General features: G+C 50.3%; 26 protein-coding genes. 10 read left to right on the top strand and 16 right to left on the bottom strand.

The features are described from left to right. The first annotated feature begins 53 nt into the window (after window positions 1–53). The gene (gene ytfE, locus FFT88_RS09400; RefSeq protein WP_000331456.1) at window positions 54–716 is read left to right on the top strand and encodes an iron-sulfur cluster repair protein YtfE; all 663 of its coding nucleotides are present in this window, start codon (window positions 54–56) and stop codon (window positions 714–716) included. 58 nt (window positions 717–774) lie between these two features. Here the strand turns inward: ytfE and FFT88_RS09395 are convergent, their stop codons facing one another. From FFT88_RS09395 to fklB, 4 genes are all read right to left on the bottom strand, one after another. Beyond that, window positions 775–2295 carry a hypothetical protein gene (locus tag FFT88_RS09395; protein WP_135405712.1) on the bottom strand — a complete coding sequence of 507 codons (1521 nt, stop codon included), beginning with the start codon at window positions 2293–2295 and terminating at the stop codon, window positions 775–777. 33 nt (window positions 2296–2328) lie between these two features. Next, entirely contained in the window at window positions 2329–3492 is a 1164-nt protein-coding gene (locus FFT88_RS09390) for a hypothetical protein (protein WP_135405711.1), read from the bottom strand. Between the two features lie 133 nt (window positions 3493–3625). Beyond that, window positions 3626–5029 carry a D-serine/D-alanine/glycine transporter gene (gene cycA, locus FFT88_RS09385; protein WP_130216689.1) on the bottom strand — a complete coding sequence of 468 codons (1404 nt, stop codon included), beginning with the start codon at window positions 5027–5029 and terminating at the stop codon, window positions 3626–3628. 302 nt (window positions 5030–5331) lie between these two features. Next, window positions 5332–5952 carry an FKBP-type peptidyl-prolyl cis-trans isomerase gene (gene fklB, locus FFT88_RS09380; RefSeq protein WP_064525832.1) on the bottom strand — a complete coding sequence of 207 codons (621 nt, stop codon included), beginning with the start codon at window positions 5950–5952 and terminating at the stop codon, window positions 5332–5334. A gap of 217 nt (window positions 5953–6169) precedes the next feature. Between fklB and ytfB the strand changes: the two genes are divergently transcribed. After that, on the top strand, window positions 6170–6808 hold the full coding sequence (gene ytfB, locus FFT88_RS09375; RefSeq protein ID WP_130221758.1) for a cell division protein YtfB: 639 nt from the start codon (window positions 6170–6172) through the stop codon (window positions 6806–6808). Here the strand turns inward: ytfB and FFT88_RS09370 are convergent. Continuing rightward, window positions 6792–7439: a TetR/AcrR family transcriptional regulator gene (locus tag FFT88_RS09370; RefSeq protein WP_130216693.1), complete on the bottom strand. Its 648-nt coding sequence runs from the start codon at window positions 7437–7439 to the stop codon at window positions 6792–6794. The two genes, ytfB and FFT88_RS09370, sit on opposite strands and share 17 nt — an antisense overlap. Window positions 7440–7650: 211 nt before the next feature. On the opposite strand from FFT88_RS09370, the gene FFT88_RS09365 reads away from it, so the two are divergent. From FFT88_RS09365 to FFT88_RS09340, 6 genes are all read left to right on the top strand, one after another. Continuing rightward, on the top strand, window positions 7651–8442 hold the full coding sequence (locus tag FFT88_RS09365; protein ID WP_130216695.1) for a 3-ketoacyl-ACP reductase: 792 nt from the start codon (window positions 7651–7653) through the stop codon (window positions 8440–8442). Window positions 8443–8451: 9 nt separating this feature from the next. After that, window positions 8452–9294, top strand: coding sequence for a sugar phosphate isomerase/epimerase family protein (locus FFT88_RS09360; protein ID WP_130206027.1), 843 nt, complete (start codon window positions 8452–8454; stop codon window positions 9292–9294). A gap of 9 nt (window positions 9295–9303) precedes the next feature. After that, window positions 9304–10080 carry an enoyl-CoA hydratase/isomerase family protein gene (locus FFT88_RS09355; RefSeq protein ID WP_135405710.1) on the top strand — a complete coding sequence of 259 codons (777 nt, stop codon included), beginning with the start codon at window positions 9304–9306 and terminating at the stop codon, window positions 10078–10080. Between the two features lie 9 nt (window positions 10081–10089). Further along, window positions 10090–11631 carry a CoA-transferase gene (locus tag FFT88_RS09350; protein WP_135405709.1) on the top strand — a complete coding sequence of 514 codons (1542 nt, stop codon included), beginning with the start codon at window positions 10090–10092 and terminating at the stop codon, window positions 11629–11631. After that, the gene (locus FFT88_RS09345) at window positions 11628–13700 is read left to right on the top strand and encodes an FAD-binding protein (RefSeq protein ID WP_135405708.1); all 2073 of its coding nucleotides are present in this window, start codon (window positions 11628–11630) and stop codon (window positions 13698–13700) included. Before FFT88_RS09350 ends, FFT88_RS09345 begins: the two co-directional genes overlap by 4 nt. A 92-nt stretch (window positions 13701–13792) precedes the next feature. Then, window positions 13793–15070 carry an MFS transporter gene (locus FFT88_RS09340; protein WP_135405707.1) on the top strand — a complete coding sequence of 426 codons (1278 nt, stop codon included), beginning with the start codon at window positions 13793–13795 and terminating at the stop codon, window positions 15068–15070. Window positions 15071–15256: 186 nt separating this feature from the next. Here FFT88_RS09340 and FFT88_RS09335 read toward each other — a convergent pair whose 3' ends face one another. The 5 genes from FFT88_RS09335 to rpsF form a co-directional block, all read right to left on the bottom strand. Continuing rightward, window positions 15257–15748: a helix-turn-helix transcriptional regulator gene (locus FFT88_RS09335; RefSeq protein WP_135405706.1), complete on the bottom strand. Its 492-nt coding sequence runs from the start codon at window positions 15746–15748 to the stop codon at window positions 15257–15259. A 408-nt stretch (window positions 15749–16156) separates the two neighbouring features. Continuing rightward, window positions 16157–16606 (bottom strand): 50S ribosomal protein L9, encoded by a 450-nt coding sequence (gene rplI, locus FFT88_RS09330; protein WP_001196062.1) that lies wholly within the window; start codon window positions 16604–16606, stop codon window positions 16157–16159. Window positions 16607–16647: 41 nt separating this feature from the next. Further along, window positions 16648–16875 carry a 30S ribosomal protein S18 gene (gene rpsR, locus FFT88_RS09325; RefSeq protein WP_000135199.1) on the bottom strand — a complete coding sequence of 76 codons (228 nt, stop codon included), beginning with the start codon at window positions 16873–16875 and terminating at the stop codon, window positions 16648–16650. Window positions 16876–16879: 4 nt separating this feature from the next. Beyond that, on the bottom strand, window positions 16880–17194 hold the full coding sequence (priB, locus tag FFT88_RS09320; RefSeq protein ID WP_001296681.1) for a primosomal replication protein N: 315 nt from the start codon (window positions 17192–17194) through the stop codon (window positions 16880–16882). 6 nt (window positions 17195–17200) lie between these two features. After that, window positions 17201–17596 carry a 30S ribosomal protein S6 gene (rpsF, locus tag FFT88_RS09315; protein ID WP_001216676.1) on the bottom strand — a complete coding sequence of 132 codons (396 nt, stop codon included), beginning with the start codon at window positions 17594–17596 and terminating at the stop codon, window positions 17201–17203. A 326-nt stretch (window positions 17597–17922) separates the two neighbouring features. Here rpsF and yjfY point away from each other — a divergent pair, with 326 nt between their 5' ends. After that, entirely contained in the window at window positions 17923–18198 is a 276-nt protein-coding gene (yjfY, locus tag FFT88_RS09310; protein WP_000492914.1) for a DUF1471 family protein YjfY, read from the top strand. Window positions 18199–18327: 129 nt separating this feature from the next. Here yjfY and ulaF read toward each other — a convergent pair whose 3' ends face one another. The 6 genes from ulaF to ulaA are packed head-to-tail and all read right to left on the bottom strand — an operon-like array spanning window position 18328 to window position 22734. Then, on the bottom strand, window positions 18328–19014 hold the full coding sequence (ulaF, locus tag FFT88_RS09305; RefSeq protein ID WP_135405705.1) for an L-ribulose-5-phosphate 4-epimerase UlaF: 687 nt from the start codon (window positions 19012–19014) through the stop codon (window positions 18328–18330). Next, window positions 19014–19868 (bottom strand): L-ribulose-5-phosphate 3-epimerase UlaE, encoded by an 855-nt coding sequence (gene ulaE, locus FFT88_RS09300; protein WP_135405704.1) that lies wholly within the window; start codon window positions 19866–19868, stop codon window positions 19014–19016. The genes ulaF and ulaE overlap by 1 nt, the downstream gene beginning before the upstream one ends. Before the next feature lie 9 nt (window positions 19869–19877). After that, window positions 19878–20528, bottom strand: a complete 651-nt coding sequence (ulaD, locus tag FFT88_RS09295; RefSeq protein WP_000056760.1) for a 3-keto-L-gulonate-6-phosphate decarboxylase UlaD — start codon at window positions 20526–20528, stop codon at window positions 19878–19880. A 13-nt stretch (window positions 20529–20541) separates the two neighbouring features. Beyond that, entirely contained in the window at window positions 20542–21006 is a 465-nt protein-coding gene (gene ulaC, locus FFT88_RS09290; protein ID WP_135405703.1) for a PTS ascorbate transporter subunit IIA, read from the bottom strand. 9 nt (window positions 21007–21015) lie between these two features. Then, on the bottom strand, window positions 21016–21321 hold the full coding sequence (gene ulaB, locus FFT88_RS09285; protein WP_000218362.1) for a PTS ascorbate transporter subunit IIB: 306 nt from the start codon (window positions 21319–21321) through the stop codon (window positions 21016–21018). Between the two features lie 15 nt (window positions 21322–21336). After that, window positions 21337–22734, bottom strand: a complete 1398-nt coding sequence (gene ulaA / locus FFT88_RS09280; RefSeq protein WP_001355100.1) for a PTS ascorbate transporter subunit IIC — start codon at window positions 22732–22734, stop codon at window positions 21337–21339. Window positions 22735–23087: 353 nt separating this feature from the next. Here ulaA and ulaG point away from each other — a divergent pair, with 353 nt between their 5' ends. Next, entirely contained in the window at window positions 23088–24152 is a 1065-nt protein-coding gene (ulaG, locus tag FFT88_RS09275) for an L-ascorbate 6-phosphate lactonase (RefSeq protein WP_001295191.1), read from the top strand. Window positions 24153–24223 lie beyond the last annotated feature (71 nt).

The raw sequence follows: 24223 nt of genomic DNA, 5'->3' as shown, positions 1-24223 counted from the left end.
CTTAAAGATGCATTTAAAATACATCTTATATTATTAAGAATGAGGTATCAGCTATGGCTTATCGCGACCAACCTTTAGGTGAACTGGCGCTCTCTATTCCTCGCGCTTCGGCTCTGTTTCGTAAATATGATATGGATTACTGCTGTGGCGGTAAGCAAACGCTGGCGCGTGCGGCGGCACGTAAAGAGCTGGATGTTGAGGTCATTGAAGCTGAGCTGGCAAAGCTTGCTGAACAACCGATTGAGAAAGACTGGCGCAGCGCGCCGCTGGCAGAAATCATCGACCATATCATCGTGCGCTACCACGATCGTCACCGCGAGCAACTGCCGGAGCTGATCCTGCAAGCTACCAAAGTAGAGCGCGTTCACGCCGACAAACCGAGCGTGCCAAAAGGGCTGACAAAATACCTGACTATGCTGCATGAAGAGCTTTCCAGCCACATGATGAAAGAAGAGCAGATCCTCTTCCCGATGATCAAACAAGGCATGGGCAGCCAGGCAATGGGGCCAATCAGCGTGATGGAAAGCGAGCACGATGAAGCGGGTGAACTGCTGGAAGTAATCAAACACACTACCAATAACGTCACACCGCCGCCGGAAGCCTGCACCACCTGGAAAGCGATGTATAACGGTATTAATGAACTGATTGATGACCTGATGGATCACATCAGTCTGGAAAACAATGTGCTGTTCCCGCGCGCGCTGGCGGGTGAGTAATTTGTTCGATCAACGCACTTGGTTTACACAATCAGGTGCGTTTTCATATTACATTGCATTATTCACCACTCTGGAACAATCTTTTATATCTACTGGCCTGGAAAAACTCATTATTCAGCCAATAATAAGTCCCTTCAACGGTTACTAAGTCAGTATTTTCATTAATATAAGCCTTATTCATCTCCCGGGTTTCATTACGCCGACGCCCACCATTTACCAGAGCACTATCAAGGAAATAGATATATTTATCATCATGGGCAAAAGTATCAGACACCGTCCCTCCGGGCGTTTTAAACCATGTTAATTTTCCTTTAAGTTCAAAGGTTGCAATCGTACCACCACCGATAAAGTACATATATTTATCGTCATATGCTAAACGTTTCGACAATTCACCGTCCGCATTTTTAAACCACTGCCATTGCCCATTAATATCAAAAATAGTCACATCATCGCTCGCGATGAAATAAACTTTACTCCCTACAATATTAACGCCTTCCTGTAATTCTTGTTTCGGGTCGGGTAAATGAATAACCGAAAGCGTTTTTTCGACCCCAGAAACATACTTCACCAGATAGAGTGAATCCTTATATTGCGCCACATTATCCGTCAGGTGGCGAAAATATTCCGGATCAACATCAGGAATGGTCGCAACCCGGCAGTCATTGGCTCGCCTGGAAGCATCTCGGGTCATCCAGGTTACTTTATCCCGCTGTAGGTCAAACGTACTCCGGCAATCCTTTCCGAACGAATAACGTTTTTCCCCGTCTTTATCGCGATAAATCAGCAGGGAGCCGGCTCTCCAGCGCACAATCTGAAAGGTCTCCGGATCGGCGTTGATGGCATCTCCGTTGACAAAGACCTGCGATTTGGTCCGCCAGATGGTATCCCACGGTCCTGGATTACTTTTGCTTTCGCAGCTATTGGGGGAATAAATAATGGGACGACGTGTCCAGGATTTAACGCCAAGAATAGAATACCCTTGCGCACTGCCCAGCCAGCGCCCCTGAAAGTAAATATTGCGACGATCTTTCAATACATCTGCGGAATCACCTGCGTAAATTATCCCTCCCACCTGTTGCAGCGAATCCATATCGACCTGCTTTTCGCCGTGATTATCATCCGTGCGTTCGCCATCAAAATAGAGGCTGTCTTTATCGGCAGCAAAACGCCCCCATGCGCGGAATGTTGCGGCATCGACTTTCGGTGTTCCCGGCGGGTTCTGGACTATTTTCCCAGCCCATAAAATATGGCGGCCATCAGTCAACCAGTCGAAACGCCAGCCGCCATTTGAGCGATAGCCAGAGAAGGGAGCCACCCGCACAAAATCATTATTGATATCATCTGGAGAATCATATTTTCCATCAGTGCCGTCAGCTACGCGGCGTAACTGTTTGAACTTCACCTGCGGCAAATGAATATCCGGAAAATCGATACCGTAACCGTCACTATCTTCAACGATATATTTTGTGCCTTGCCCCCACGGCTGGTAGTAAAAAGCGGCATAAGGCACGCCGGAGCAGGCTATTGAAGCGGTTGAAAATAAAGCCAGTACGAGACAAACGGGTTTAATTGGCAACATAGCATCATCCTGAAGCTGTTAGCGTGTAAGAGGTTATTTAAATAAGGGTTTCAGACCGCTCAGAGGTTGCTTCACCGTTGACCATTCTGCTGAAATGGGGTTGTAACGCAGCCATTTAGTTTGCTCGTAGTGTTTTCCGTCGATTGTGGTTAATCCACCAAGTTGGTGACTGTAGAGTTGCCCGTCTGTGGTGATATACATGTAGCCAGTTACCATGCTTCCCCTCTCCAATAGTTCAGAAACATCCTCTGGCCTGGGCATTATCAGTTCACCTTCACCTAATGTATTGATTTTAACCTTATAGAATTGAGCTTTGTAATAGCCTACCGACCAGGTTAATAAGGTAAATTTTTCCGGTTCTACCCCCGCCAGCGTTTCATAAACACAATCACTCCCCGCTGGCGTTGCTTCTTGTTTAAGCCAGGACACATTCTTCAAACCAATTTTAAATGACGCACAGCTGTGACCAATATCCTCCAGCTCATAGTCACGCTCGCCGCTTTTATCGCGATAAACTAAGCGTTCGCCAGGCATCCAACGTTTAATCTGAAAGGTTTTGCGATCGGCGGGCAGCGGCTTGCCATTAACAATCACCTGCGAATTTGTTAGCACAACAAATTGCAGAGCTGAATCATGCCGCATGATTTGAAATCCATCGGCATGACCCAGCCAGCGACCTTTATGCCAGAGGCTATTTTTATCACGCAGTAAATTCCAGATGTCCGTCTCTTCCAGCGTTGACATATCTACCTGCTTATCACCGCTATTATCATCGGTACGCTGACCATCAAAATAGATACTGCGTTTATCAGCAGCGAAAGCACCGAATGCCTGGAAACTGGCGGCGTCGACTTTAGGTTCACCGGATGGATTTTTCAGGACTTTGCCTGCCCAAAGAACAGAGCGTCCATCGGTGAGCCAGGTATGCTGGCAATCCCCCTCATCATCGCAATCGAACTTATCGGGATTAAAATCGGACAGTAAGCGGGTTTCTTGTTTATTGGCTAAATTGGCAATGCGCCAGAGCCGGGAATAATTAACGTCCGGCAGTTCGGAGAGGATCTCATCTTTTTCTCCCTTCTGTTCGGCAACATAAACCGTGCCTTTCTCCTGCTGGCGGTAATAAAAATCCGCGCCCCAGGAAGGTGAAATAGAGAGAGGTAATGCGGCGATTAATAACCAACTGCGCTTAACCATAATGAACTCTGCAACGAGTGGCAAAGATCCACGGTAAGCTCGCGCCTGAGGGCTGTCTATGATGGTAGATTTTTTTAGGAATATATAAAGACAAAGGCACCCGCAGGTGCCTTTCAGAGTTATAAACGCGGTATTACTTCGCCATGCGTTTTTTACCAATAAACAACCAGCCCAGCCCCAGCGCGATAAACCACAGTGGGGTAACCAGCAGCGCCTGGCGGGTGTCATCTTCCAGCGTCAGCAGCACGATGACGAACACAAAGAACGCCATACATACCCAGCACATCAGCTTGCCGAGCGGCATCTTGTAGATTGACTTCTCATGCAGGTGCGGACGCTGTTTGCGATACACAAGGTACGAGCAAAGGATAATCGTCCAGACAAACATAAACAGAATCGCGGAAACAGTCGTGATCATCGTGAACGCGCCAATCACGCTTGGATTCACGTACAACATCACCACGCCGCCGAGCAGACAGATACAAGAGAAGGTCAGCCCTTTCGCGGGTACTGCACGTTTAGAGAGTTTAGCGAACGCTTTCGGTGCAACACCTTCCTGCGCCAGACCAAACAGCATGCGACTGGTAGAGAAGACGCCACTGTTAGCGGAAGAAGCCGCAGACGTCAGCACCACAAAGTTGATCACGCTGGCAGCAGCAGGCAGACCCACCAACACGAACAGTTCAACAAACGGGCTTTTATCCGGTACTACCGAACTCCACGGCGTCACGGACATAATCACAATCAGCGCGAAGACGTAGAACATAATGATGCGGATCGGAATAGAGTTAATTGCACGCGGCAGTGATTTCTCTGGATCTTTGGTTTCCGCAGCAGTAGTACCTACCAGCTCAATCCCCACGAAAGCGAAAACCGCTATCTGGAATCCGGCAAAGAAGCCGCTTAAGCCTTTCGGGAACCAGCCGCCGTCATTCCACAGATGCGCAAATGACGCTTCCACACCGGTCGGTGACTGAAAGTGCATCGCCACCATGACCAGGCCGACGACAATCAGCGACACAATGGCGACGATTTTGATCATCGCAAACCAGAACTCCATCTCACCGAACATTTTCACGGTGGCGAGGTTCAGGGTCAGCAACAGCACTATCACCGCCAACGAGGCGACCCAGTCAGATAGCCCCGGAAACCAGAACTGCGCATAAGCCGTGATGGCAACCACGTCCGCCATACCGGTAACCACCCAGCAGAACCAATAAGTCCAGCCAGTGAAATATCCTGCCCACGGCCCTAATAAATCGGAAGCGAAGTCACTAAAAGATTTGTATTCCAGATTCGAAAGCAGCAATTCCCCCATTGCCCGCATCACGAAAAAGAGCATAAAACCGATGATCATATAAACGAAAATGATCGACGGCCCGGCAAGACTGATTGTTTTACCGGATCCCATAAACAACCCCGTACCAATGGCGCCGCCAATGGCAATAAGCTGAATATGCCGGTTTGTGAGATTGCGCCGTAGCGACTGTTCAGCCGGAGCCTGATCATCGGCAACGACTTTTACCTGATCTACCATGTTTTTTTCTTCCTGTCTGTGTTGTTCAGGCTCTGCGGCCTTTAGTCAGTCTATGATACGACGAATCTGTATCGGGACTCATCGATATTAGGAAACAATACGTGGGATGAATACTAAGATTTAGATCTAATGTTAATTTTATGTTTAAAGTGAGTGTCATGTCACGGTGATAACGCGAAACAGCTCACAAAAATACACGCTTACGGAGCGTTTGCAACACAAAATATCGCCGATTGGCAAACTGAAGGGTTTATTGCTAAATGCCTGCTCCCCTCTGGCTCGAGGGGAACAGAATACGCTGCTTAGAGGATTTCCAGCAGCTCAACTTCAAACACCAGGGTGCTGAACGGAGGGATGGACGCGCCAGCGCCGCGCTCGCCATAGGCCAGTTCCTGCGGGATAGTCAGTTCCCACTTAGAACCTACTGGCATCAGAGTCAGTGCTTCAATCCAGCCTGGGATCACGCCGTTCACCGGGAATTCAGCCGGTTCGCCACGAGCAACAGAGCTGTCAAATACAGTGCCGTCGATCAATTTACCAGTGTAATGAACGCGAACGCGGTCGGTACGGGCAGGAATTGCGCCTTCGCCCTGGTTGATCACGCGGAATTGCAGGCCGGATTCGGTGCTGTTCACGCCTTCTTTTTTAGCGTTTTCTTCAAGATATTTCACACCTTCAGCAGCCATCGACTGGAAACGCTGACGACGAACAGCATCGGCACGTTCATGGATTTCACGCAGCGCGCGGTGCACCACATCAACCGGAACAGCCGGATGTTTGCCTTCCAGCGCGTCGGCAATACCTGCAACCAGCGCTTCTGGCAGCAGCCCTTCCAGACCAGATTCACTCAGTTGTTGCCCTACCTGCAAACCAATGCCGTAGCTTGCTTGCGCTTCGATGGTGTCAAAAGTTGGGGTGGTCATCGTATTTCCTTCCTCAGGGTATAAAGTAACGGGCAGCATATCAGCCACACTTCCTTGGGTAAAACTTTGTCGCGAGAGTGATGACAAATCCCGGGGAAAAAGAAACAATAGCAATATCCCGTATGAATATAATGAAGGCGGGTTTACCACGGACATCATAGCGTTAGCTTATTCATAGGCTATGATTGAGGAACAAGACGCGGAGCAGGAGGAAACCATGCCCGGGCGCTTTGAACTAAAACCAACCCTGGAGAAGGTCTGGCACGCGCCGGACAACTTTCGCTTCATGGATCCGCTACCTCCGATGCATCGTCGGGGGATTATTATTGCCGCCATTATTTTGGTGGTCGGTTTTCTGCTTCCGTCTGAGGATGCGCCCGACGCCCCCGTCGTGACGCGTGAAGCGCAGCTGGATATTCAGTCGCAATCTCAGCCGCCGACAGAAGAACAACTTCGGGCGCAGCTAGTTACGCCGCAAAACGATCCGGATCAAGTTGCCCCGGTCGCTCCAGAACCAATACAGGAAGGTCAACCGGAAGAGCAGCCGCAAGCTACGCAAACGCAACCTTTCCAGCCAGATAGCGGCATTGACAATCAATGGCGCTCTTATCGTGTCGAAGCCGGCAAAACGATGGCACAACTGTTCCGCGACCACGGTCTGCCTCCTACCGATGTATACGCAATGGCGCAGGTAGAAGGCGCAGGTAAACCATTAAGTAATTTGCAAAATGGGCAGATGGTGAAAATCCGCCAGAACGCCAGCGGCGTGGTGACGGGCTTAACCATTGATACGGGGAATAATCAACAAGTCTTGTTTACCCGCCAGCCGGATGGCAGTTTTATTCGCGCGCGGTAGATGACCGTTCAACCAGAAGCCAGCTAAGGATCGTATCTTTGATGACCTTACGTCTGGCTTCCAGTGCCTGCGGTGAAACCATACTGATGTGATAAACCAGACCAAGCGTATGCTGGTTGATCAAATAATATCCCCCAAGCGCAGCAATATTAATATTCACCTGCAACGGGTCGATATCTGGCTTAAATATATTGAGTTTTTTCCCTTCATCCAATAAAGATTCCATTAACTGCAAATGCGCATGGTTAATTTCTAAGAGACGTTGTGATTTTGCATAATGCACACCTTTACTTTGGTTTTCACTATGCACAATTTTTAAAAACCAAGGGTTAGAAACATAATAGTCCCAAGTAAAATCAATGATTTTTTCAATCGCTTTTTGTGGCGGAAGACCTGAGAAATCAAGGGCCTTTTCTTTTTGTCGAATATCGTTCCAGGTATATTCCAGCACTTCGATAAATAAATTTTCTTTATTTCCAAAGTGGTGATAAACCGTCTGCTTACTACACCCCGCAGCCTTAACAATATTATCGACCCTGGCGCCTTCGTAACCATATTCGGCAAATTCATTAACCGCGCATAACAGCAGCTTTTCCTTCAGGCTTTGTACGTTGCTGGTATCAAGATACATAACGCTTCCCCACGTCTTCTTCGTGATGGCTATCATAACCGTATTTGATCTCAGCGACAGCAAAAAGGCAAAACATTGTCTTTCATCGAGTTATCAAATGTCCTGTGATCATTATCGCAGATCAACCAACCAGATGGTTGATCTTTTTACTGACTAGTCGCAAGCTAACCATCACTTAAGGAAACAATATTCAGAAAAAGAGGATTAACCTATGAAATCCACTCGTCCTGTTGCTGTCATCACTGGCGCTGCACGTGGTATTGGAAAGGGTTGTGCGCTGGAACTTGCTCGTGGCGGGTTTAACCTGCTGATTAACGATCGTCCCGATGCCGACAGCGTAGAAAAACTGCATATCACACAACAAGAATGTATGGCAGAAGGCGTGGAAGTCATTTGCTTCCCTGCCGATGTTGGCGATCTCTCTCTGCATGAAGAGATGCTCGACGCGGCGCAAAACCAGTGGGGGCGTCTGGACTGCCTGCTCAATAACGCGGGAATTTCAGTGAAAAAGCGCGGTGACCTCCTCGATCTCGAACCAGACAGTTTCGACCAAAACATTGCCATCAATACCCGCGCGCCGTTCTTCCTCGCTCAGGCATTCAGTAAACGTCTGCTCGCACAGCCGAAGCCGGAAGCGGAGCTGCCGCACCGCTCGATTATTTTTGTCAGTTCAATCAACGCCATCATGCTGGCGATGAATCGCGGCGAATACACCATTGCCAAAACCGCCGTTTCTGCCGCTGCTCGTCTGTTTGCTGCTCGCCTTTGCAATGAACAAATTGGCGTTTATGAAGTGCGCCCTGGCCTAATCAAAACCGATATGACCATTCCGGCAACCGCCTATTACGACGAATTGATTGCCAAAGGTCTGGTGCCGTGGGGACGTTGGGGTTATCCGGCTGATATTGCCTCCACCGTCCGCGCGATGGCGGAAGGCAAACTGATTTACACCTGTGGTCAGGCGGTCGCCATCGACGGCGGCTTAAGTATGCCGCGCTTCTGAGGCTGAATCATGAGAGATCTGTTACAACGCCCTGATTTATTCAGCATTAATACCGCGACGCTGGGTTATAAAACGCCGCTGCCCGCCATTATTGACGCTTGCGCCGCGCGCGGTATTGGTGCAATCGCCCCCTGGCGCAGAGAATTGCAGGGCGAAGATCTCCAGCAGATCGCCCGCCAACTCGCCGCCAGTAACATGAGCGTTTCCGGTTTGTGCCGTAGCACTTACTACACCGCACCGACGCTGGCGGAACGCAAACTGGCGATTGATGATAACCGCCGGGCGCTGGACGACGCCGCCGTGCTTAACGCCGCCTGTTATATGCAGGTGGTTGGCGGACTGCCAACGGGTACAAAAGATCTGTATGAGGCGCGGGAACAGGTGAAACAAGGGATTCGCCAGTTACTACCGCATTCGAAAGAGGTCGGCGTGCCGATTGCGCTGGAACCGCTGCACCCGATGACCGCAGCCGATCGTTCCTGTTTGTGCACGTTACGCCAGGCGCTGGACTGGTGTGATGAACTCGATCCCGATGGCGAATTTGGCCTCGGCGTCGCGGTAGATGTCTACCACGTTTGGTGGGATCCGGAGCTCGCCAGCCAAATCCTGCGTGCCGGAAAACGCATTCTCGCGTTTCATGTTTCCGACTGGTTAGTACCAACCACCGATCTGGTCAATGATCGGGGAATGCCGGGAGATGGCGTAATCAATATTCCGTCAATCCGTCGGCTGGTTGAAAACGCCGGATTTAATGGCGCTATTGAACTGGAAATATTCTCGCCGTACTGGTGGCAGAAAGATATTAACAGCACGCTGGATATCAGCGTCGATCGCATCGCGCATTATTGTTAAGGAATGAACATGAGTGACCAACCCGTTCTGTTCAGCAGAGCGGCGGCTTCCTGCCGCCTGACATTGAATCGAGAAGATAAATGTCATGCTATTAACGAAGAAATGATCGAATCTCTCGATCATTATTTAAATGAAATTGAAAACGACACCACATTACGATTAGTCGAATTAACTGCTACCGGTGATAAATTCTTTTGTGCGGGCGGCGATATTAAATCGTGGTCAGCCTATTCGCCATTAGATATGGGCAGAAAATGGATTAAACGCGGTAATGACGTTTTTAATCGTCTGCGCAATTTACCCCAATTAACCGTTGCGAATCTCAACGGTCATACCATCGGCGGTGGGATTGAACTTGCTTTGTGCTGCGATATTCGTATTGCTCGCCCCAGCGCGAAATTCTCTAACCCGGAAGTGATGCTCGGTATGGTGCCTGGCTGGATGGGCATTGAACGCGTGCTTAATCAGGTCGGTCCGGTGGTCGGTCGCCAGATGCTGATGCTGGGTAAACGTCTGACGGCACATGAAGCCCAGGCGGCGAATTTAATTGATGAAGTGGTAGAAAAAGAACAGGTAGAAAGCTGGATGGCGAATCAGCTAGCGCAGCTGGAAAAATGTGGCCCGGTGGCGCTGGCGCATATTAAGCAGCTGATTCTGGCACTGGAAAATAAACACGCCGATTACTCGCACCAGTTACTGGCAGGGTTAATGTCTGCTACTCAGGATTGCCAGCAGGCGACGCACGCGTTTGCCGAAAAAAGTAGCGTGAGCTTCCACAATCAATAAGGAAATTGTATGCGTAAGATAACAACCGCCGAGGCACTGGCGGCGCAAATTCAGGACGGCGCAACCATTGCTATTAGCGGTAACGGCGGCGGCATGGTGGAAGCTGACCATATTCTGGCAGCCATTGAAGCTCGTTTCCTGCAAACCGGACACCCGCGCGATCTGACATTAATCCACTCGCTGGGTATTGGCGATCGCGACAGCAAAGGAACCAATCGCTTCGCTCATGCCGAAATGCTCAAACGCATAATTGCCGGACACTTTACCTGGTCGCCCAAAATGCAGGAACTGGTGAAAAACAATGCCATTGAAGCCTACTGCTTTCCTGGTGGCGTGATTCAGGCGTTGCTACGGGAGATCGGTGCCGGACGTCCGGGACTTTTTACCCACGTAGGGTTGGGATCGTTTGTTGATCCGCGCAATGGCGGCGGTAAGTCGAACGCTTGCACCACCGACGATCTGGTAGAACTGATTGAAATTGATGGTGAAACCAAACTCCGCTATCGCCCTTTCAAAGTGGACTATGCCATTTTGCGCGGCACTTATGCCGATCCGCGTGGCAACGTCAGCCTTGAAGAAGAGGCGATTGATATGGATAGCTATTCAATGGCGCTGGCAGCACACAACAGCGGCGGCAAAGTGTTCGTACAGGTGCGCGACGTACTGGAAGCAGGCGCACTTGAACCACGTCGGGTCAAGCTGCCGGGGATTCTGGTCGATGGCATCGTTGAGTGCCGCGAACAGCCGCAAACCTATCTTGGCGGTTACGACCTGACGATCAGCGGGCAACATCGCCGTCTGAGTTCTAACGACGCTATTGAACTGGTTAGTCATCCGGTGCGTCGCCTGATTGCCCGTCGGGCAGCGCGCGAACTGGTGGCTGGCGCTTCAACCAACTTTGGCTTTGGCATTCCCGGCGGCATTCCTGGGGTTGCGCTGCGCGAAGGCGTTCCTTACCAAAGTTTATGGCTAAGCGTCGAGCAAGGCGTGCATAACGGTATGATGCTGGATGATGCATTTTTCGGCTGCGCCCGTAACGCCGACGCCATTATTCCATCACTCGATCAATTTGAGTTCTACAGTGGCGGCGGGATCGATATCACCTTCCTCGGTATGGGAGAGATGGATCAGCACGGTAACGTCAACGTCTCGCATCTCAATGGCAATCTCATTGGCCCCGGCGGATTTCTCGAAATTGCGCAAAACGCCCGTAAAGTGGTGTTCTGCGGCACGTTCGACGCCAAAGGCAGCAAAATCGATGTAACGCCAGATGGCTTGCATATCGCCCAGTCAGGTCAAATCCCTAAACTGGTTACCCAGGTAGAAAAAATTACCTTTAGCGCCGCGTACGCACAGCAAAGCGGTCAGGAGGTGCTGTATATCACTGAACGCGCGGTATTCCAGTTAACGGCAGAAGGCGTTGAATTAATTGAGATCGCGCCGGGTGTGGAGATTGAGCGCGACATTCTGCCGTTCATGGCCTTCCGCCCGATTATCAATCAGCCGCGCCTGATGGAAAGCAGCCTGTTTACGCCAATGGAGGATGCATGAGTCAGCTTGATGACACCATCCTCGATGCGCTGACGCACGTCACTTTCCCGAAGGGGTTTGTGTCAGCAGAACCAACGTCAATTGTCACCGTTGAGGATGTTGATTACCCGATCTGGCAAGTTGATGCGCTGGTCGTTGGTAGCGGCGCAGCAGGATTACGTGCGGCAGTAGAACTAGAGCGTCGTCAGCAAAATGTACTGATCGCGACCGCCGGGTTATATATGGGAACGTCGGCATGCTCTGGTTCCGATAAACAGACACTGTTTACCGCCGCTACTGCGGGCAACGGTGACAACTTCGCCAAACTGGCGGAAGCACTGGCGAGCGGTGGCGCAATGGATCACGACACCGCTTATGTCGAGGCGGTCGGTTCTCTGCATACCCTCGGCGGCCTGCAATATCTTGGTCTGGAATTACCGGAAGATCGCTATGGCGCAATTCTCCGTTATCAAACCGACCATGACGAAGCCGGACGCGCAACCTCCTGTGGACCGCGCACTTCTCGCCTGATGGTGAAAGTATTGCTGGAGGAAGTGCAGCGCCTCGCCATCCCAATGTTGACCAGTGCAACGGTGATTAAGCTCCTGCATCAGTGCGGAGAGAATGGCGAAGATCGCGTTGCGGGGGCTATTCTCGCAACCGGTTCCCGCGCCCATAACCCCTGGGGGCTGGCAATTGTGACTGCGCCCAATGTGGTACTGGCAACGGGCGGACCGGGCGAACTTTATCGCGACAGTGTTTATCCACATAAATGCTTCGGCTCGCTGGGACTGGCACTGGAAGAAGGTTTGACGCTAACCAATCTGACAGAAAGCCAGTTTGGTATTGGCACGCCGCGCAGCACCTTTCCGTGGAATTTGTCTGGCACCTATGTGCAGGTGATCCCGTATATCTATTCTGTGGATGCTGAGGGCAACGAGTATAACTTCCTTGCAGATTACTATCGCACCACCCAGGAACTGGCTTCAAACATCTTCCGTAAGGGCTATCAGTGGCCGTTCCATGCCACGCGGGTGATGGATTTTGGCTCCAGTTTGTTAGATATGGCGGTGGCGCAGGAACAACAACGTGGTCGCCAGGTTTTTATGGATTTCAATCGCAATCCTGAAGCGGTGCCTGGTGATTTGCCGTTCTCATTGGATCGACTGGACGACGACGTTCGCGCGTATCTGGAAAACAACGGCGCCCTGGCGCAATCGCCCATCGAACGCCTGCAACGAATGAATCCGCTGTCTATCTCGCTGTACAAGATGCACGGCTACGATCTCACCACGCAGCCATTGCAGTTTGCCATGAATAATCAGCATATGAATGGCGGTATAGAAGTGGATATCTGGGGGCAAACCTCCCTGCCAGGTTGCTTCGCGGTGGGAGAAGTGGCCGGAACTCACGGCGTTACCCGGCCTGGCGGCGCGGCACTGAATGCCGGACAGGTTTTTGCCGTGCGCCTGGCGCGTTTTATTGGTTGCTCCCAAAAGCGGTCTATTAATGGAGATATTGCAAAGCTGGCAGCCTCGCCGTTGTCTACTGTCAGAGAGATCATCACTCAGGCGCTGGCAAACGAGAACGGAATGACGCTGACAACGGCGAAAGAAAAAATCCAGGCACGAATGTCTGATTACGCTGGATTTATTTGTCATGCCGATAAAGTTCGCCACGCCACCCGCGACGCCCTGCTGTTAAGTGAATTTGTGCAGCAACACGGTTTGACCATCAAGCATGTTGGCGAAATTGCCGAGCTATTTATGTGGCGACATATGGCGCTGACCTCTGCCGCGGTATTGACACAGTTGACGCATTATATTGATGCAGGTGGCGGTAGTCGTGGGGCGCGGATGGTTATTGATCCACAAGGTGAATGTCTACCACAAACTCGTCGCGGCGCAATAGAAGAATGGCGTTTTCGCTCTGAACTCGCTGAAGACAAAAATCACAAATTAACGATTCAATATTCGCAAGGTTCTTTTATTACCGAAGTGAAATCTTTACGTGAACAACCGCGTATTAATGGTATTTACTTTGAAAAAAACTGGCCAGACTTTTTAAAGGGAGAAATTTACACACAATAATTTTCAATATTTCCTCTCTACCTGATTTTTATTAACTATTACACGGAATTACCAACAACCAGGGTTTATTAATATAATTAAAAGGTTTAAATATGAATAAAATAAAGAATTATCGGTGGCATATGATTGCCCTCGTATGCTTTATCACTGTAATCAATTATCTGGACAGAACGGCGTTAGGTATTGCGGCTCCAACGATTATGGAGACAACCGGAATAACTAAAGAGCAATATTCATGGATTGTCAGTGCATTCCAGTTAGCCTATACATTGGGGCAACCGATAATGGGCTTCTTTATTGATACCGTTGGTCTAAAAATAAGTTTTGCGATATGTGCCGCAATTTGGGGCCTGGCGACAATGGGCCATGCACTAACCGGAACATGGTCAGGTCTGGCATTTATGCGCGCCCTGATGGGTTTCAGCGAAGCCTCGGCAATTCCGGCGGGTGTAAAAACCGCATCAACATGGTTTCCGGCAAAAGAGCGTGGCGTGGCGACAGGTGTTTTCAATATGGGCACCTCACTCGGCGCGATGCTTGCTCCACCGTTGATTGCCTGGTGCATTATGTTTCATAGCTGGCAATTTGCGTTTATTGTCTCAGGTAGTCTTGCTTTGCTCGCGGCTTTATTTTGGTTCTTTTGTTATAAAGATCCGAAAGATGCCAAACGCCTTTCTGATGAAGAGCGCCAGTATATTGAATCCGGGCAAGAGCAGCATCTTAAAACAGATAAGAAAGAAAAAACCTCAATCAAGCATATCCTCAGCCAACGTAATTTCTGGGGAATTGGCATCGCGCGTTTTCTCGCAGACCCGGCATGGGGAACCATTAACTTCTGGGTGCCGATTTTCTTCGTCGAAACGCTGCATTTTAGCCTGAAAGAAATTGCCATGTTCGTCTGGCTGCCTTTCCTGCTGGGCGATCTCGGCTGTTTAGCCAGTGGTTTTGTCGCGAAGTTCTTCCACGATCGCGGCGTGAGTTTAATTAACTCACGAAGAATTACCTTCACTATTGCAGCCATCATTATGATGACGATTGGTCTAGTGAGTATTGTCGAAAATCCCTACATTGCCGTATTACTGATTAGTATTGGCGCGTTCTCGCATCAATGTCTTTCTACTGTTGCAGCAACTCTGGGTGGTGATCTGTTCAAAAAAGACGAAGTAGCTACCGCAGTGGGTATGGCAGGAGCCTGTGCGTGGAGCGGTCAGTTGATTTTCAACCTGTTCATCGGGGCATTCGTTCACATTATCGGCTTCGCGCCGTTCTTTATTGCCCTGGCTTTCTTTGACATTATTGGTGCTATTGCGTTGTGGACGCTTATCAAAGTTAAAGATGAAGAACCACAAGTACAGTTAGCGACAAGCTAATTATTTTACATAGAAACGCTATAATTTAGCGTTGTAGCGTTTCTATTATTTTTCGTCAATTAAACGCATCTTCCGAAATGTTCAGGTATCTACTGGTACTTCTTTGCAAGAACATATCGAAATAACCAATCCGCTCCGGACCATCCAGGCCTTCCCAATCCGCATACACTCCGATTACTGCCATAATTAATTTCCTTTTATCGGTTTTTTTATCGGTTGTAATAGTGCAGCAAGAGAGATGGACGTTTCCCCTGGAATAGTTGGCGTTGGGTCTTTTGCCAGTACTGTTAAATCCGTGGTGAGATGACCTTCTTTCTCGCGTTTCGTCTGAAATGAGGCTGTCTGAATCTCTTCTTCACTCTTACCAGATGAACGAGAAAGCCCTCTTTTTTTAATCAAACGGGAATCCTGGAGCTGACGCCCTAAGTCGTCTTCAGCTGCAAGCTTATTTAAATCCGTTTCCAGACCCAAAACCTGCATCACAGACAAATATGCCCCTATAGTGACCCCTGCACTTCCTGACTCCAGAGAGCGCAATGTTATTGGCGACATCCCGGCACGTTCAGCAACTTGCTTTGCGGTAAGCCTGCGTCGTAAACGAGCAAGTTTCAGCCGCTCACCAAATTCACTAAGCATCTGATTCGTATAAGGGAGTAACGGTGCTGTTTTTTTACCCATAGTGATAATATTTTATCTTTTTACGACCGTAATAACCATAATATTAGCATTTTTCGGCTAAACGATCTTTTACTTTGCACATCAAGCAATCAGCCCCATAGAAGCGATAATATTTTATCTTTTTATCTAAAAAAACAATAAAATAACAGCGCATTATCACATAACTTATTGTTTTTATTATCTTACAAGGGAGACGCTGTATTGATGCTTTTGTCATGTTTTCCGCGTAAAAAAACATGACACGAGCTACCAGCGGTGAGGCTGGGGCCAGGTATTGGTCCTGAGGATTTTTTATAAAAGGAATAGTAAGAGAACTTTATGAAGGGAACAGCTGTTTCTGAGGTTTTTATCACTAAAAGCAAAACGCCGACCAATGGTCGGCGTTTTTACGTCTCGTTGAATAACGAATTATTCAGCTACTACGTTTACGATCACTTTCGCGAATACTTCGCTGTGAACCTGGAAGCTCACTTCGTGTTCGCCAGTGGTACGCAGAACGCCGTTCGGCAGACGAACTTCGCTCTTAGCCACTTCAACGCCAGCTGCAGTTACAGCGTCAGCGATGTCGCGAGTACCGATGGAACCGAACAGTTTACCTTCGTCGCCAGCTTTAGACGCGATGGTAACAGTTTCCAGTGCATTGATTTTCTCAGCGCGAGCATTAGCTGCTGCCAGAACTTCAGCCAGTTTAGCTTCCAGTTCAGCGCGACGTGCTTCGAAGAATTCAATGTTTTTCTTGGTAGCTGGAACAGCTTTACCCTGCGGTACCAGGAAGTTACGAGCATAGCCCGCTTTAACGTTTACCTGATCACCCAGGCTACCCAGGTTTGCTACTTTATCAAGCAGAATAACTTGCATTACCTTATCCTCTCAAAGTCGTATTAATGGACCGTGACCGATTACTGATGGCGATCAGTGTACGGCAGCAGGGACAGGTAGCGAGCGCGTTTGATAGCGCGAGCCAGCTGACGCTGGTATTTTGCACGGGTACCGGTGATACGGCTTGGGACAATCTTACCGCTTTCGGTGATGTAGTTTTTCAGCGTAGCGATATCTTTATAGTCGATCTCTTGAACGCCTTCCGCGGTGAAACGGCAGAACTTGCGACGACGGAAATAACGTGCCATATGGCTAGTCTCCAGAATCTATCAATTCAATCTGCTCGGCATGCAAAACCATTTTGCTCAGTCCGTTCTTTGCCTTGTGGCATGAAATGAACCCCTGAACGGTTATGCGACTGCCGACCGTTATACTGTGAGTAATGGCCTGGTTTTCGTGTCCGCTAACAATAACGGGCATTTGGCACCACGCCTGCCGGTGAAAACCGGCTTCCTCCTGCACAGAACGATGCTCAAGCACGAACTGGCAGTGAGGAATTCCTGATGGACTGACCTTTCGAAGGGGAGTCCTGCACACGGTGCCGGACAACACCAGACGGTTGGTCATCAGAAATTACTCTTCAGAATCCCCAGCTTCAGCATCATCTGCGGTTTCGTTTGCGAAATCATCGCGACGCTCACGGCGCTCGTCTTTCGCTTTAACCATCGGAGATGCTTCGGTAACAGCGTGCTTGGTACGCATAACCATGCTGCGGATAACGGCATCGTTGAAGCGGAAGGTAGTTTCCAGCTCATCGATCACTTCCTGCGGAGCTTCAACGTTCATCAGAACGTAGTGAGCTTTGTGCAGTTTGTTGATCGGGTAAGCCAGCTGACGGCGGCCCCAGTCTTCCAGACGGTGGATCTTGCCTTCTGCACCAGTGATGGCAGCAGTGTAGCGCTCGATCATGCCCGGAACCTGTTCGCTCTGGTCAGGATGGACCATAAAAACGATTTCGTAATGACGCATCGAATTGCTCCTTACGGATTATTCAGCCTCCTGTCTGGGTCAGCCGAATCCCGGGGAGGCAAGGAACGTGTTAAAGGTCGGCTGAAAAATGACGCGTTATAGTACTTGTATGCCCCGCTAAACTCAAGGCCAGCCGACAAATAAATCTCATCTTTCGCTCAAAAGAACTAACTCGCTGATTTGAAGTTCATCACATTCCGTCACAGTGTTTTTTCGAACAACTGCATCAGAAATGGTCACCATCAACTTCTTTATCATTGATTAAAATTAAATCAGAAGATCATCACAGAGGAGAGCACACAAAGTCAGCCGTCGAGGAGGTATCTATGTTCAGTCGTGTTTTAGCCCTTCTGGCTGTGCTTTTGCTAAGTGCAAATACATGGGCAGCCATTGAAATTAATAACCACCAGGCCAGAAATATGGACGACGTACAGAGCTTAGGCGTGATTTATATCAACCATAACTTCGCCACTGAAAGTGAAGCTCGCCAGGCACTGAATGAAGAGACAGATGCGCAAGGCGCAACGTACTACCACGTGATTCTGATGCGAGAACCGGGGAGTAACGGCAATATGCACGCCAGCGCGGATATTTATCGCTAGCACCAGGTATAACCAACGAAACATTGCCATAGTTTGCTTTGCCCCCTTCTCCGGGGGCATTTTTTTGAAAAACGGCTGCGGAATCAGACCAGTTATCTCCCGAAGAAGGAAATTTCCGCAGCGCGTGTTTTACTTCTGCCCGTAATAGGCGTTGGGACCGTGCTTACGCATGAAGTGTTTATTCATGAGGAAGCTGTCGATGTGATTGAGTTGTGGGTTAATACTGCGCGCAATCCACGCCATTTTCGCCACTTCTTCCATCACTACCGCGTTATGCACCGCGTCGTGGGCATCTTTCCCCCAGGCGAACGGTCCGTGCTGATACACCACAATTCCCGGCGTATGTAGAGGCTCGGCGTTGCCCAGCGTTTCGATAATCACTTTGCCGGTGTTCAGTTCGTACTCGCCCTGCACCTCTTCTTCGCTTAACCCGCGCGTACACGGGATATCACCAAAGAAGTAGTCGGCGTGCGTAGTGCCTAACGCCGGGATCGCCAGCCCCGCCTGCGCCCATGCGGTGGCATGAGTGGAGTGGGTATGGACAATGCCGCCCAACGACGGGTAACGACGGTAGAGTTCGAGATGCGTCGCGGTGTCGGAAGATGGGCGATACGCCCCTTCCACCACCTTGCCGCTCATATCAACCACCACCATATCGGCCGCTTTCATGGTTTCGTAGGCGACGCCGCTGGGCTTGATCACCACCAGCCCGCGTTCGCGGTCAATGGCGCTGACGTTGCCCCAGGTAAAGGTCACCAGCCCGTAACGCGGCAGATCCATGTTGGCTTCAAACACCTGCTGTTTCAGCTTTTGCATTATGCCGCCTCCACCATGCCCGCTTTGACCATGCGCGCTTTTACCCAGTCACGCGCTTTCGCCACTTCTGCCGCCGGGTCTTCCGCCGTTTCGCTCCACATCTCAATCAGGTACGGCCCGCAATAGCCACTCTGTTTGAGCGTTTCGAAACAACGTTCGAAATCCACTACACCTTCGCCAAACGGCACGTTTTTGAAGACGCCCGGTTTGGTGTCTTTCACATGTACCGCGACGATATGCCCGATTCCGGCCTGCAACTCCATCTGCACATCGTTGTCCCACGCCGACAGGTTGCCGATATCCGGGTAGAGCTGGAACCACGGATTGTTGAGATAGTGCGCGTAGCCCAGCGCCTTGCTGATGGAGTTCATCAACGGATAATCCATGATCTCCATCGCCAGCGTCACCTGCGCGCGGCTTGCCATCTCAACGCTCTCTTTCAGGCCGTCACGGAAACGACGACGCGTTTCGTTATTGGCTTCCTGATAGTAAACGTCATAGCCCGCCAGCTGGATCACGCGAATACCGACATCCTGGGCGAACTGGATAGCTTTGCGCATAATCTCCAGCCCCTGCGCCCGCACCGCGTCATCTTCGCTGCCCAGCGGGAAACGACGATGGGCCGAAAGGCACATGGACGGCACGCGCACGCCGGTTTCAACAATCGCATTCACCAGCGCCAGACGCTGCTCGCGGCTCCAGTCGAGGCGCGACAGGCGAGCGTCCGTTTCATCTACCGACAGCTCGACAAAATCGAAGCCCAGCGTTTTTGCCAGTTGCAGTCGTTCCAGCCAGCACTCCCCGGCGGGGAGCGCTTTTTCATAGATGCCAAGCGGGATTTGTTTGGACAACATATCCGCTCCTTAGCCCCACAGTTCGGCGATGGAACGTTTGAACTGACGTGCGGCTTCAACCGGAGAGGCGGCATCACGGATGCTGCGACCCGCGATAAACACATGAATCGGAATACCTTTGAACAGCGGCAGATCTTCCAGCGCCAGGCCACCGGTGACGGTGACTTTGAAGCCCATATCGGAAAGACGTTTGATCGCGGTGATATCTGCTTCGCCCCATGCCACGCCTGCGGCCTGCGCGTCACGGCTGCGGTGATAAACCACCTGCTGAATGCCTGCGTCACGCCACTGCTGCGCCTGTTCCCAGGTCCAGTAACCGGTCAGTTCGATCTGCACGTCGCCGTTAAACTCTTTTGCCACGTCCAGCGCACCTTTGGCGGTGTTGATATCCGCACAGCAAATCACGGTCACCCAGTCAGCGTTGGCTTCGAAGCACATACGAGAAAGGATTTTGCCCGCATCGGCAATTTTGGCGTCTGCCAGCACGATTTTGTGTGGGTAAAGCGCTTTCAGATCGCGAACCGCACGCACGCCTTCGCCCACGCACAGAATGGTGCCCACTTCGATAATGTCGACTTCTTCGGCAATCAGGCGAGTGGTTTCGTAGGCGCTATCCATAGTCTGGTTGTCCAGCGCGACTTGCAACATCGGTAATGACATCTTCAATTCCTTCTTAAGCTGCCGCGTTGGTGCGGTCAATGAGATCCAGTACTTCCTGCTCGGTACGGCAGGCACGTAAACGGTCGAAATTCTCTTCATCTTCAAACAGGTTGACGATCTGCATGATGCCCACTTCCTGGTGGGTGTTGGCATCAACCGCCGCCATAGTGATGAGGATATCCACCGGGTCGTTATCTTCGTGGTTGAACTCCAGCGGCTTTTTCAGCGTTACCAGCGCAAAACCGGTTTTCTTAACGCCCTCTTCCGGGCGACCGTGCGGCATTGCCAGGCCTGGTGCGAGCACAAAGTACGGACCGTGCTGTTCAACCGCATCCAGAATCGCCTGGAAGTAACGCGGCTCGACAACATCCGCCGCCACCAGCAGGTCAACGCCGATTTTCACTGCGTCCTGCCAGGTTTCAGCTTCAGCCTGCAAACGGATGGATTTATTTTCAGCCAGCGAATCACGTAATTTCATGGCGCGCCCTTACTTCACGTCCTGCGGGAAATGTTCTTTGATCACTTCCAGCAGTTTCGGGCCAAAGTCAGCCGGAGAGAGCATGTTGCGCACGCCAACCACGTATTTGTTGCCGGTCACGGTGATTTCGCCCGCGATATGGGTAGACGCGATGATGATATCCGCGCCACTCAACTCGCTTTTGTACTCGCCAACCGCGCAGCTGTTTACCGTGTGGTCGATGTTCGACTGGGTTAAAAACTGGTCCACTTTCATCTTCATGATCATGGAACTGCCTTGTCCGTTGCCACACACAGCCAGAATACGTACGGTCATAATCAAAACTCCTTATTAAGCAGACTGTTCTGCCAGTTGTTTTTCTGCATCTTCTTCTGCGCGCAGTGCGCGGCCAGCGAAGAACATATAAGCCAGTGCAATTACAATGATGACGGCCATAAAGGCGATACCGATGGAGAAGAAGCCCTGCATCATCGGCGGTGCCAGAATCGACCAGTCCGCCATACCCATCCAGGCACTCATACCGGTAAGTTTCACCGCCCAGACGCAACCAAAGATTTCGATCATCCCCATCACCAGACAAATCTTCAGCGCCGCACGCCAGCCGCCGAAGTGGTTAGCGAACACGCCGATGGTGGCGTTGGAGAAGAACATCGGGATAAAGCCGGGAATAATCAGGATCGAGGAGCCGCAGGCGACCAGGATACCAACCGCAATCAGCTGACCGATGGTGCCCCACATAAAGCCCCAGACCACGGCGTTCGGCGCGAAGCTATAGATAGCCGCACAGTCAATCGCCAGAACCGCACCTGGGATCAGGCGCTGGGAGATACCGTTAAATGCTTCAGAGAGTTCCGCCACAAACATGCGCACGCCCTGAGTGATGATGAAGATCGCCACCGCAAAGGAGAAACCGGTTTGCAGGATGTAGACCGTCCAGTGCACTTTACCTGCCATCGCCTGCACGGTATCGATACCGAAGGAGAGCAGAATGGCGCCAAAGAAGATGGTCATGACAATCGCCGTGGAGACGATGTTGTCGTGGAAAATGTTCAGCCAGCCAGGCAGTTTGAGGTCTTCAACGCTCTCCTCTTTTTTGCCCAGGAACGGCGCGACTTTATAAGCAATCCATGATGCAAACTGCTGCTGGTGACCGATGGAGAAACCGCAGCCATCCGTCACTTCCTGAGTAGGCTTGTACATCATGTTGGAGGTAATGCCCCAGTAGAGCGAAACCAGAATCGCCGTGCAGATAATGGTGGTCCACATGGAGTAGCCAAAGATGAACAGCGTGACGGCAATCAGCCCCGCCTGCTGAAACATAATGTGGCCGGTCAGCATGATGGTGCGAATACCGGTAATACGACGCAGCAGCACGTAACAAATGTTCAGCGCCAGTGCCAGCAGCACCGCGTACCCTACCCAGCTATAGGCATCGCCCATGCGCTCGATAGTGGCCATCATCGAAGCGTAAGTATCTGAAATCGCACCGTTGATACCGTAGACTTCCGACATTTTCGCCACCACCGGTTTGAAGGTGCTGGTCAGGATGCCGGACCCTGCCTGCAACAACATGAAACCAATTATGGTTTTAATCGTACCTTTAATAATAACGCTGACACTTTTGCGCAATAGGATGTAACCCAGGCAGGTCACGATACCCAGTAACAGCGGGGCATTGGTCATTACCTGATTAAAAAAAACGGTAAAGATGTTGTAGAGGATCTCCATAACGATCTCCTGAAGAAGAGGTAACCGGGTATTCCGCACACCCGGAATGTTGTGCATTCACTCTAATTTTCAAAAATAATCACAACAAGATTATTTATGATTAAATGTGACGCGGCACGCAAATAATTCCACATGGATAGAGTAGGATTCATGCGGCGAAACAATTACTCATTTAAATTCATTCAGTTAAATGAATTACACATTCCATTAAATCTTTCCAATCTCAAAATCAACAACAATTCCCCTGGCAAAAAGTCAAAAAATGGTCATTGCCTTCCTGAAAAAATAGTGTCAGGATTAATCAAAACCAATCACATATTGATTAAAATTGAACATCATGAAGGTAAATGGCGATGAGTAAAGTGAAAAGTATCACCCGTGAATCCTGGATCCTGAGCACTTTCCCGGAGTGGGGTAGCTGGCTGAATGAAGAAATTGAACAAGAGCAGGTAGCTCCTGGTACATTCGCGATGTGGTGGCTCGGTTGTACTGGGATCTGGCTGAAATCGGAAGGTGGCACCAACGTTTGCGTTGATTTCTGGTGCGGTACTGGCAAACAAAGTCACGGTAACCCGCTGATGAAACAGGGTCACCAGATGCAGCGTATGGCTGGCGTGAAAAAACTGCAGCCAAACCTGCGTACCACCCCGTTTGTTCTTGATCCGTTTGCGATTCGCCAGATCGACGCCGTACTGGCTACTCACGATCATAACGATCACATCGACGTCAACGTGGCCGCCGCCGTGATGCAAAACTGCGCTGATGATGTACCATTTATCGGACCGAAAACCTGCGTGGATTTATGGATTGGCTGGGGAGTACCGAAAGAGCGTTGCATCGTGGTCAAACCAGGCGATGTGGTAAAAGTGAAAGACATTGAAATTCATGCCCTTGACGCGTTCGACCGTACTGCACTGATCACCCTACCAGCGGATCAAAAAGCGGCTGGCGTGCTGCCAGATGGCATGGACGATCGCGCAGTAAACTATCTGTTCAAAACACCGGGCGGCTCCTTGTATCACAGCGGCGATTCCCACTACTCTAACTACTATGCAAAACATGGCAACGAGCATCAGATCGACGTGGCGTTAGGATCGTACGGTGAGAACCCTCGCGGTATTACCGACAAAATGACCAGCGCCGATATGCTGCGTATGGGCGAAGCGTTGAATGCGAAAGTAGTTATCCCGTTCCACCATGATATCTGGTCAAACTTCCAGGCCGATCCGCAGGAAATCCGTGTACTGTGGGAGATGAAAAAAGATCGTCTGAAGTATGGCTTTAAGCCGTTTATCTGGCAGGTCGGTGGCAAGTTTACCTGGCCGTTGGATAAAGATAACTTCGAGTATCACTATCCGCGTGGTTTTGACGATTGCTTCACCATTGAACCGGATCTGCCGTTCAAATCGTTCCTGTAATCTGTCGTTTATACCGGGTAGCGTGGATCTGTTCGCGCTATCCGGCGTAGTATTTCCTGGCTATTTCAAAT

Origin of the sequence: Escherichia sp. E4930 (assembly GCF_005845405.1) — a bacterium.
GTDB lineage: Bacteria > Pseudomonadota > Gammaproteobacteria > Enterobacterales > Enterobacteriaceae > Escherichia.
This window is presented reverse-complemented; position numbering and strand designations above follow the sequence as displayed.

Bases quoted from the DNA above. Each gene is read 5' to 3' on its own strand.
- ulaB (WP_000218362.1), bottom strand. From the start codon at position 21,321: ATGACCGTACGTATTCTGGCTGTGTGTGGCAACGGACAAGGCAGTTCC.
- fklB (WP_064525832.1), bottom strand. From the start codon at position 5,952: ATGACCACCCCAACTTTTGACACCATCGAAGCGCAAGCAAGCTACGGC.
- ulaA (WP_001355100.1), bottom strand. From the start codon at position 22,734: ATGGAGATCCTCTACAACATCTTTACCGTTTTTTTTAATCAGGTAATG.
- ulaD (WP_000056760.1), bottom strand. From the start codon at position 20,528: ATGTCATTACCGATGTTGCAAGTCGCGCTGGACAACCAGACTATGGAT.
- FFT88_RS09355 (WP_135405710.1), top strand. From the start codon at position 9,304: ATGAGTGACCAACCCGTTCTGTTCAGCAGAGCGGCGGCTTCCTGCCGC.
- cycA (WP_130216689.1), bottom strand. From the start codon at position 5,029: ATGGTAGATCAGGTAAAAGTCGTTGCCGATGATCAGGCTCCGGCTGAA.
- yjfY (WP_000492914.1), top strand. From the start codon at position 17,923: ATGTTCAGTCGTGTTTTAGCCCTTCTGGCTGTGCTTTTGCTAAGTGCA.
- FFT88_RS09365 (WP_130216695.1), top strand. From the start codon at position 7,651: ATGAAATCCACTCGTCCTGTTGCTGTCATCACTGGCGCTGCACGTGGT.
- ytfB (WP_130221758.1), top strand. From the start codon at position 6,170: ATGCCCGGGCGCTTTGAACTAAAACCAACCCTGGAGAAGGTCTGGCAC.
- rpsF (WP_001216676.1), bottom strand. From the start codon at position 17,596: ATGCGTCATTACGAAATCGTTTTTATGGTCCATCCTGACCAGAGCGAA.
- ulaC (WP_135405703.1), bottom strand. From the start codon at position 21,006: ATGAAATTACGTGATTCGCTGGCTGAAAATAAATCCATCCGTTTGCAG.
- FFT88_RS09360 (WP_130206027.1), top strand. From the start codon at position 8,452: ATGAGAGATCTGTTACAACGCCCTGATTTATTCAGCATTAATACCGCG.
- ulaG (WP_001295191.1), top strand. From the start codon at position 23,088: ATGAGTAAAGTGAAAAGTATCACCCGTGAATCCTGGATCCTGAGCACT.
- FFT88_RS09335 (WP_135405706.1), bottom strand. From the start codon at position 15,748: ATGGGTAAAAAAACAGCACCGTTACTCCCTTATACGAATCAGATGCTT.
- FFT88_RS09370 (WP_130216693.1), bottom strand. From the start codon at position 7,439: ATGTATCTTGATACCAGCAACGTACAAAGCCTGAAGGAAAAGCTGCTG.
- ytfE (WP_000331456.1), top strand. From the start codon at position 54: ATGGCTTATCGCGACCAACCTTTAGGTGAACTGGCGCTCTCTATTCCT.
- rpsR (WP_000135199.1), bottom strand. From the start codon at position 16,875: ATGGCACGTTATTTCCGTCGTCGCAAGTTCTGCCGTTTCACCGCGGAA.
- FFT88_RS09350 (WP_135405709.1), top strand. From the start codon at position 10,090: ATGCGTAAGATAACAACCGCCGAGGCACTGGCGGCGCAAATTCAGGAC.
- FFT88_RS09395 (WP_135405712.1), bottom strand. From the start codon at position 2,295: ATGTTGCCAATTAAACCCGTTTGTCTCGTACTGGCTTTATTTTCAACC.
- FFT88_RS09345 (WP_135405708.1), top strand. From the start codon at position 11,628: ATGAGTCAGCTTGATGACACCATCCTCGATGCGCTGACGCACGTCACT.
- FFT88_RS09340 (WP_135405707.1), top strand. From the start codon at position 13,793: ATGAATAAAATAAAGAATTATCGGTGGCATATGATTGCCCTCGTATGC.
- priB (WP_001296681.1), bottom strand. From the start codon at position 17,194: ATGACCAACCGTCTGGTGTTGTCCGGCACCGTGTGCAGGACTCCCCTT.
- ulaE (WP_135405704.1), bottom strand. From the start codon at position 19,868: ATGTTGTCCAAACAAATCCCGCTTGGCATCTATGAAAAAGCGCTCCCC.
- FFT88_RS09390 (WP_135405711.1), bottom strand. From the start codon at position 3,492: ATGGTTAAGCGCAGTTGGTTATTAATCGCCGCATTACCTCTCTCTATT.
- ulaF (WP_135405705.1), bottom strand. From the start codon at position 19,014: ATGCAAAAGCTGAAACAGCAGGTGTTTGAAGCCAACATGGATCTGCCG.
- rplI (WP_001196062.1), bottom strand. From the start codon at position 16,606: ATGCAAGTTATTCTGCTTGATAAAGTAGCAAACCTGGGTAGCCTGGGT.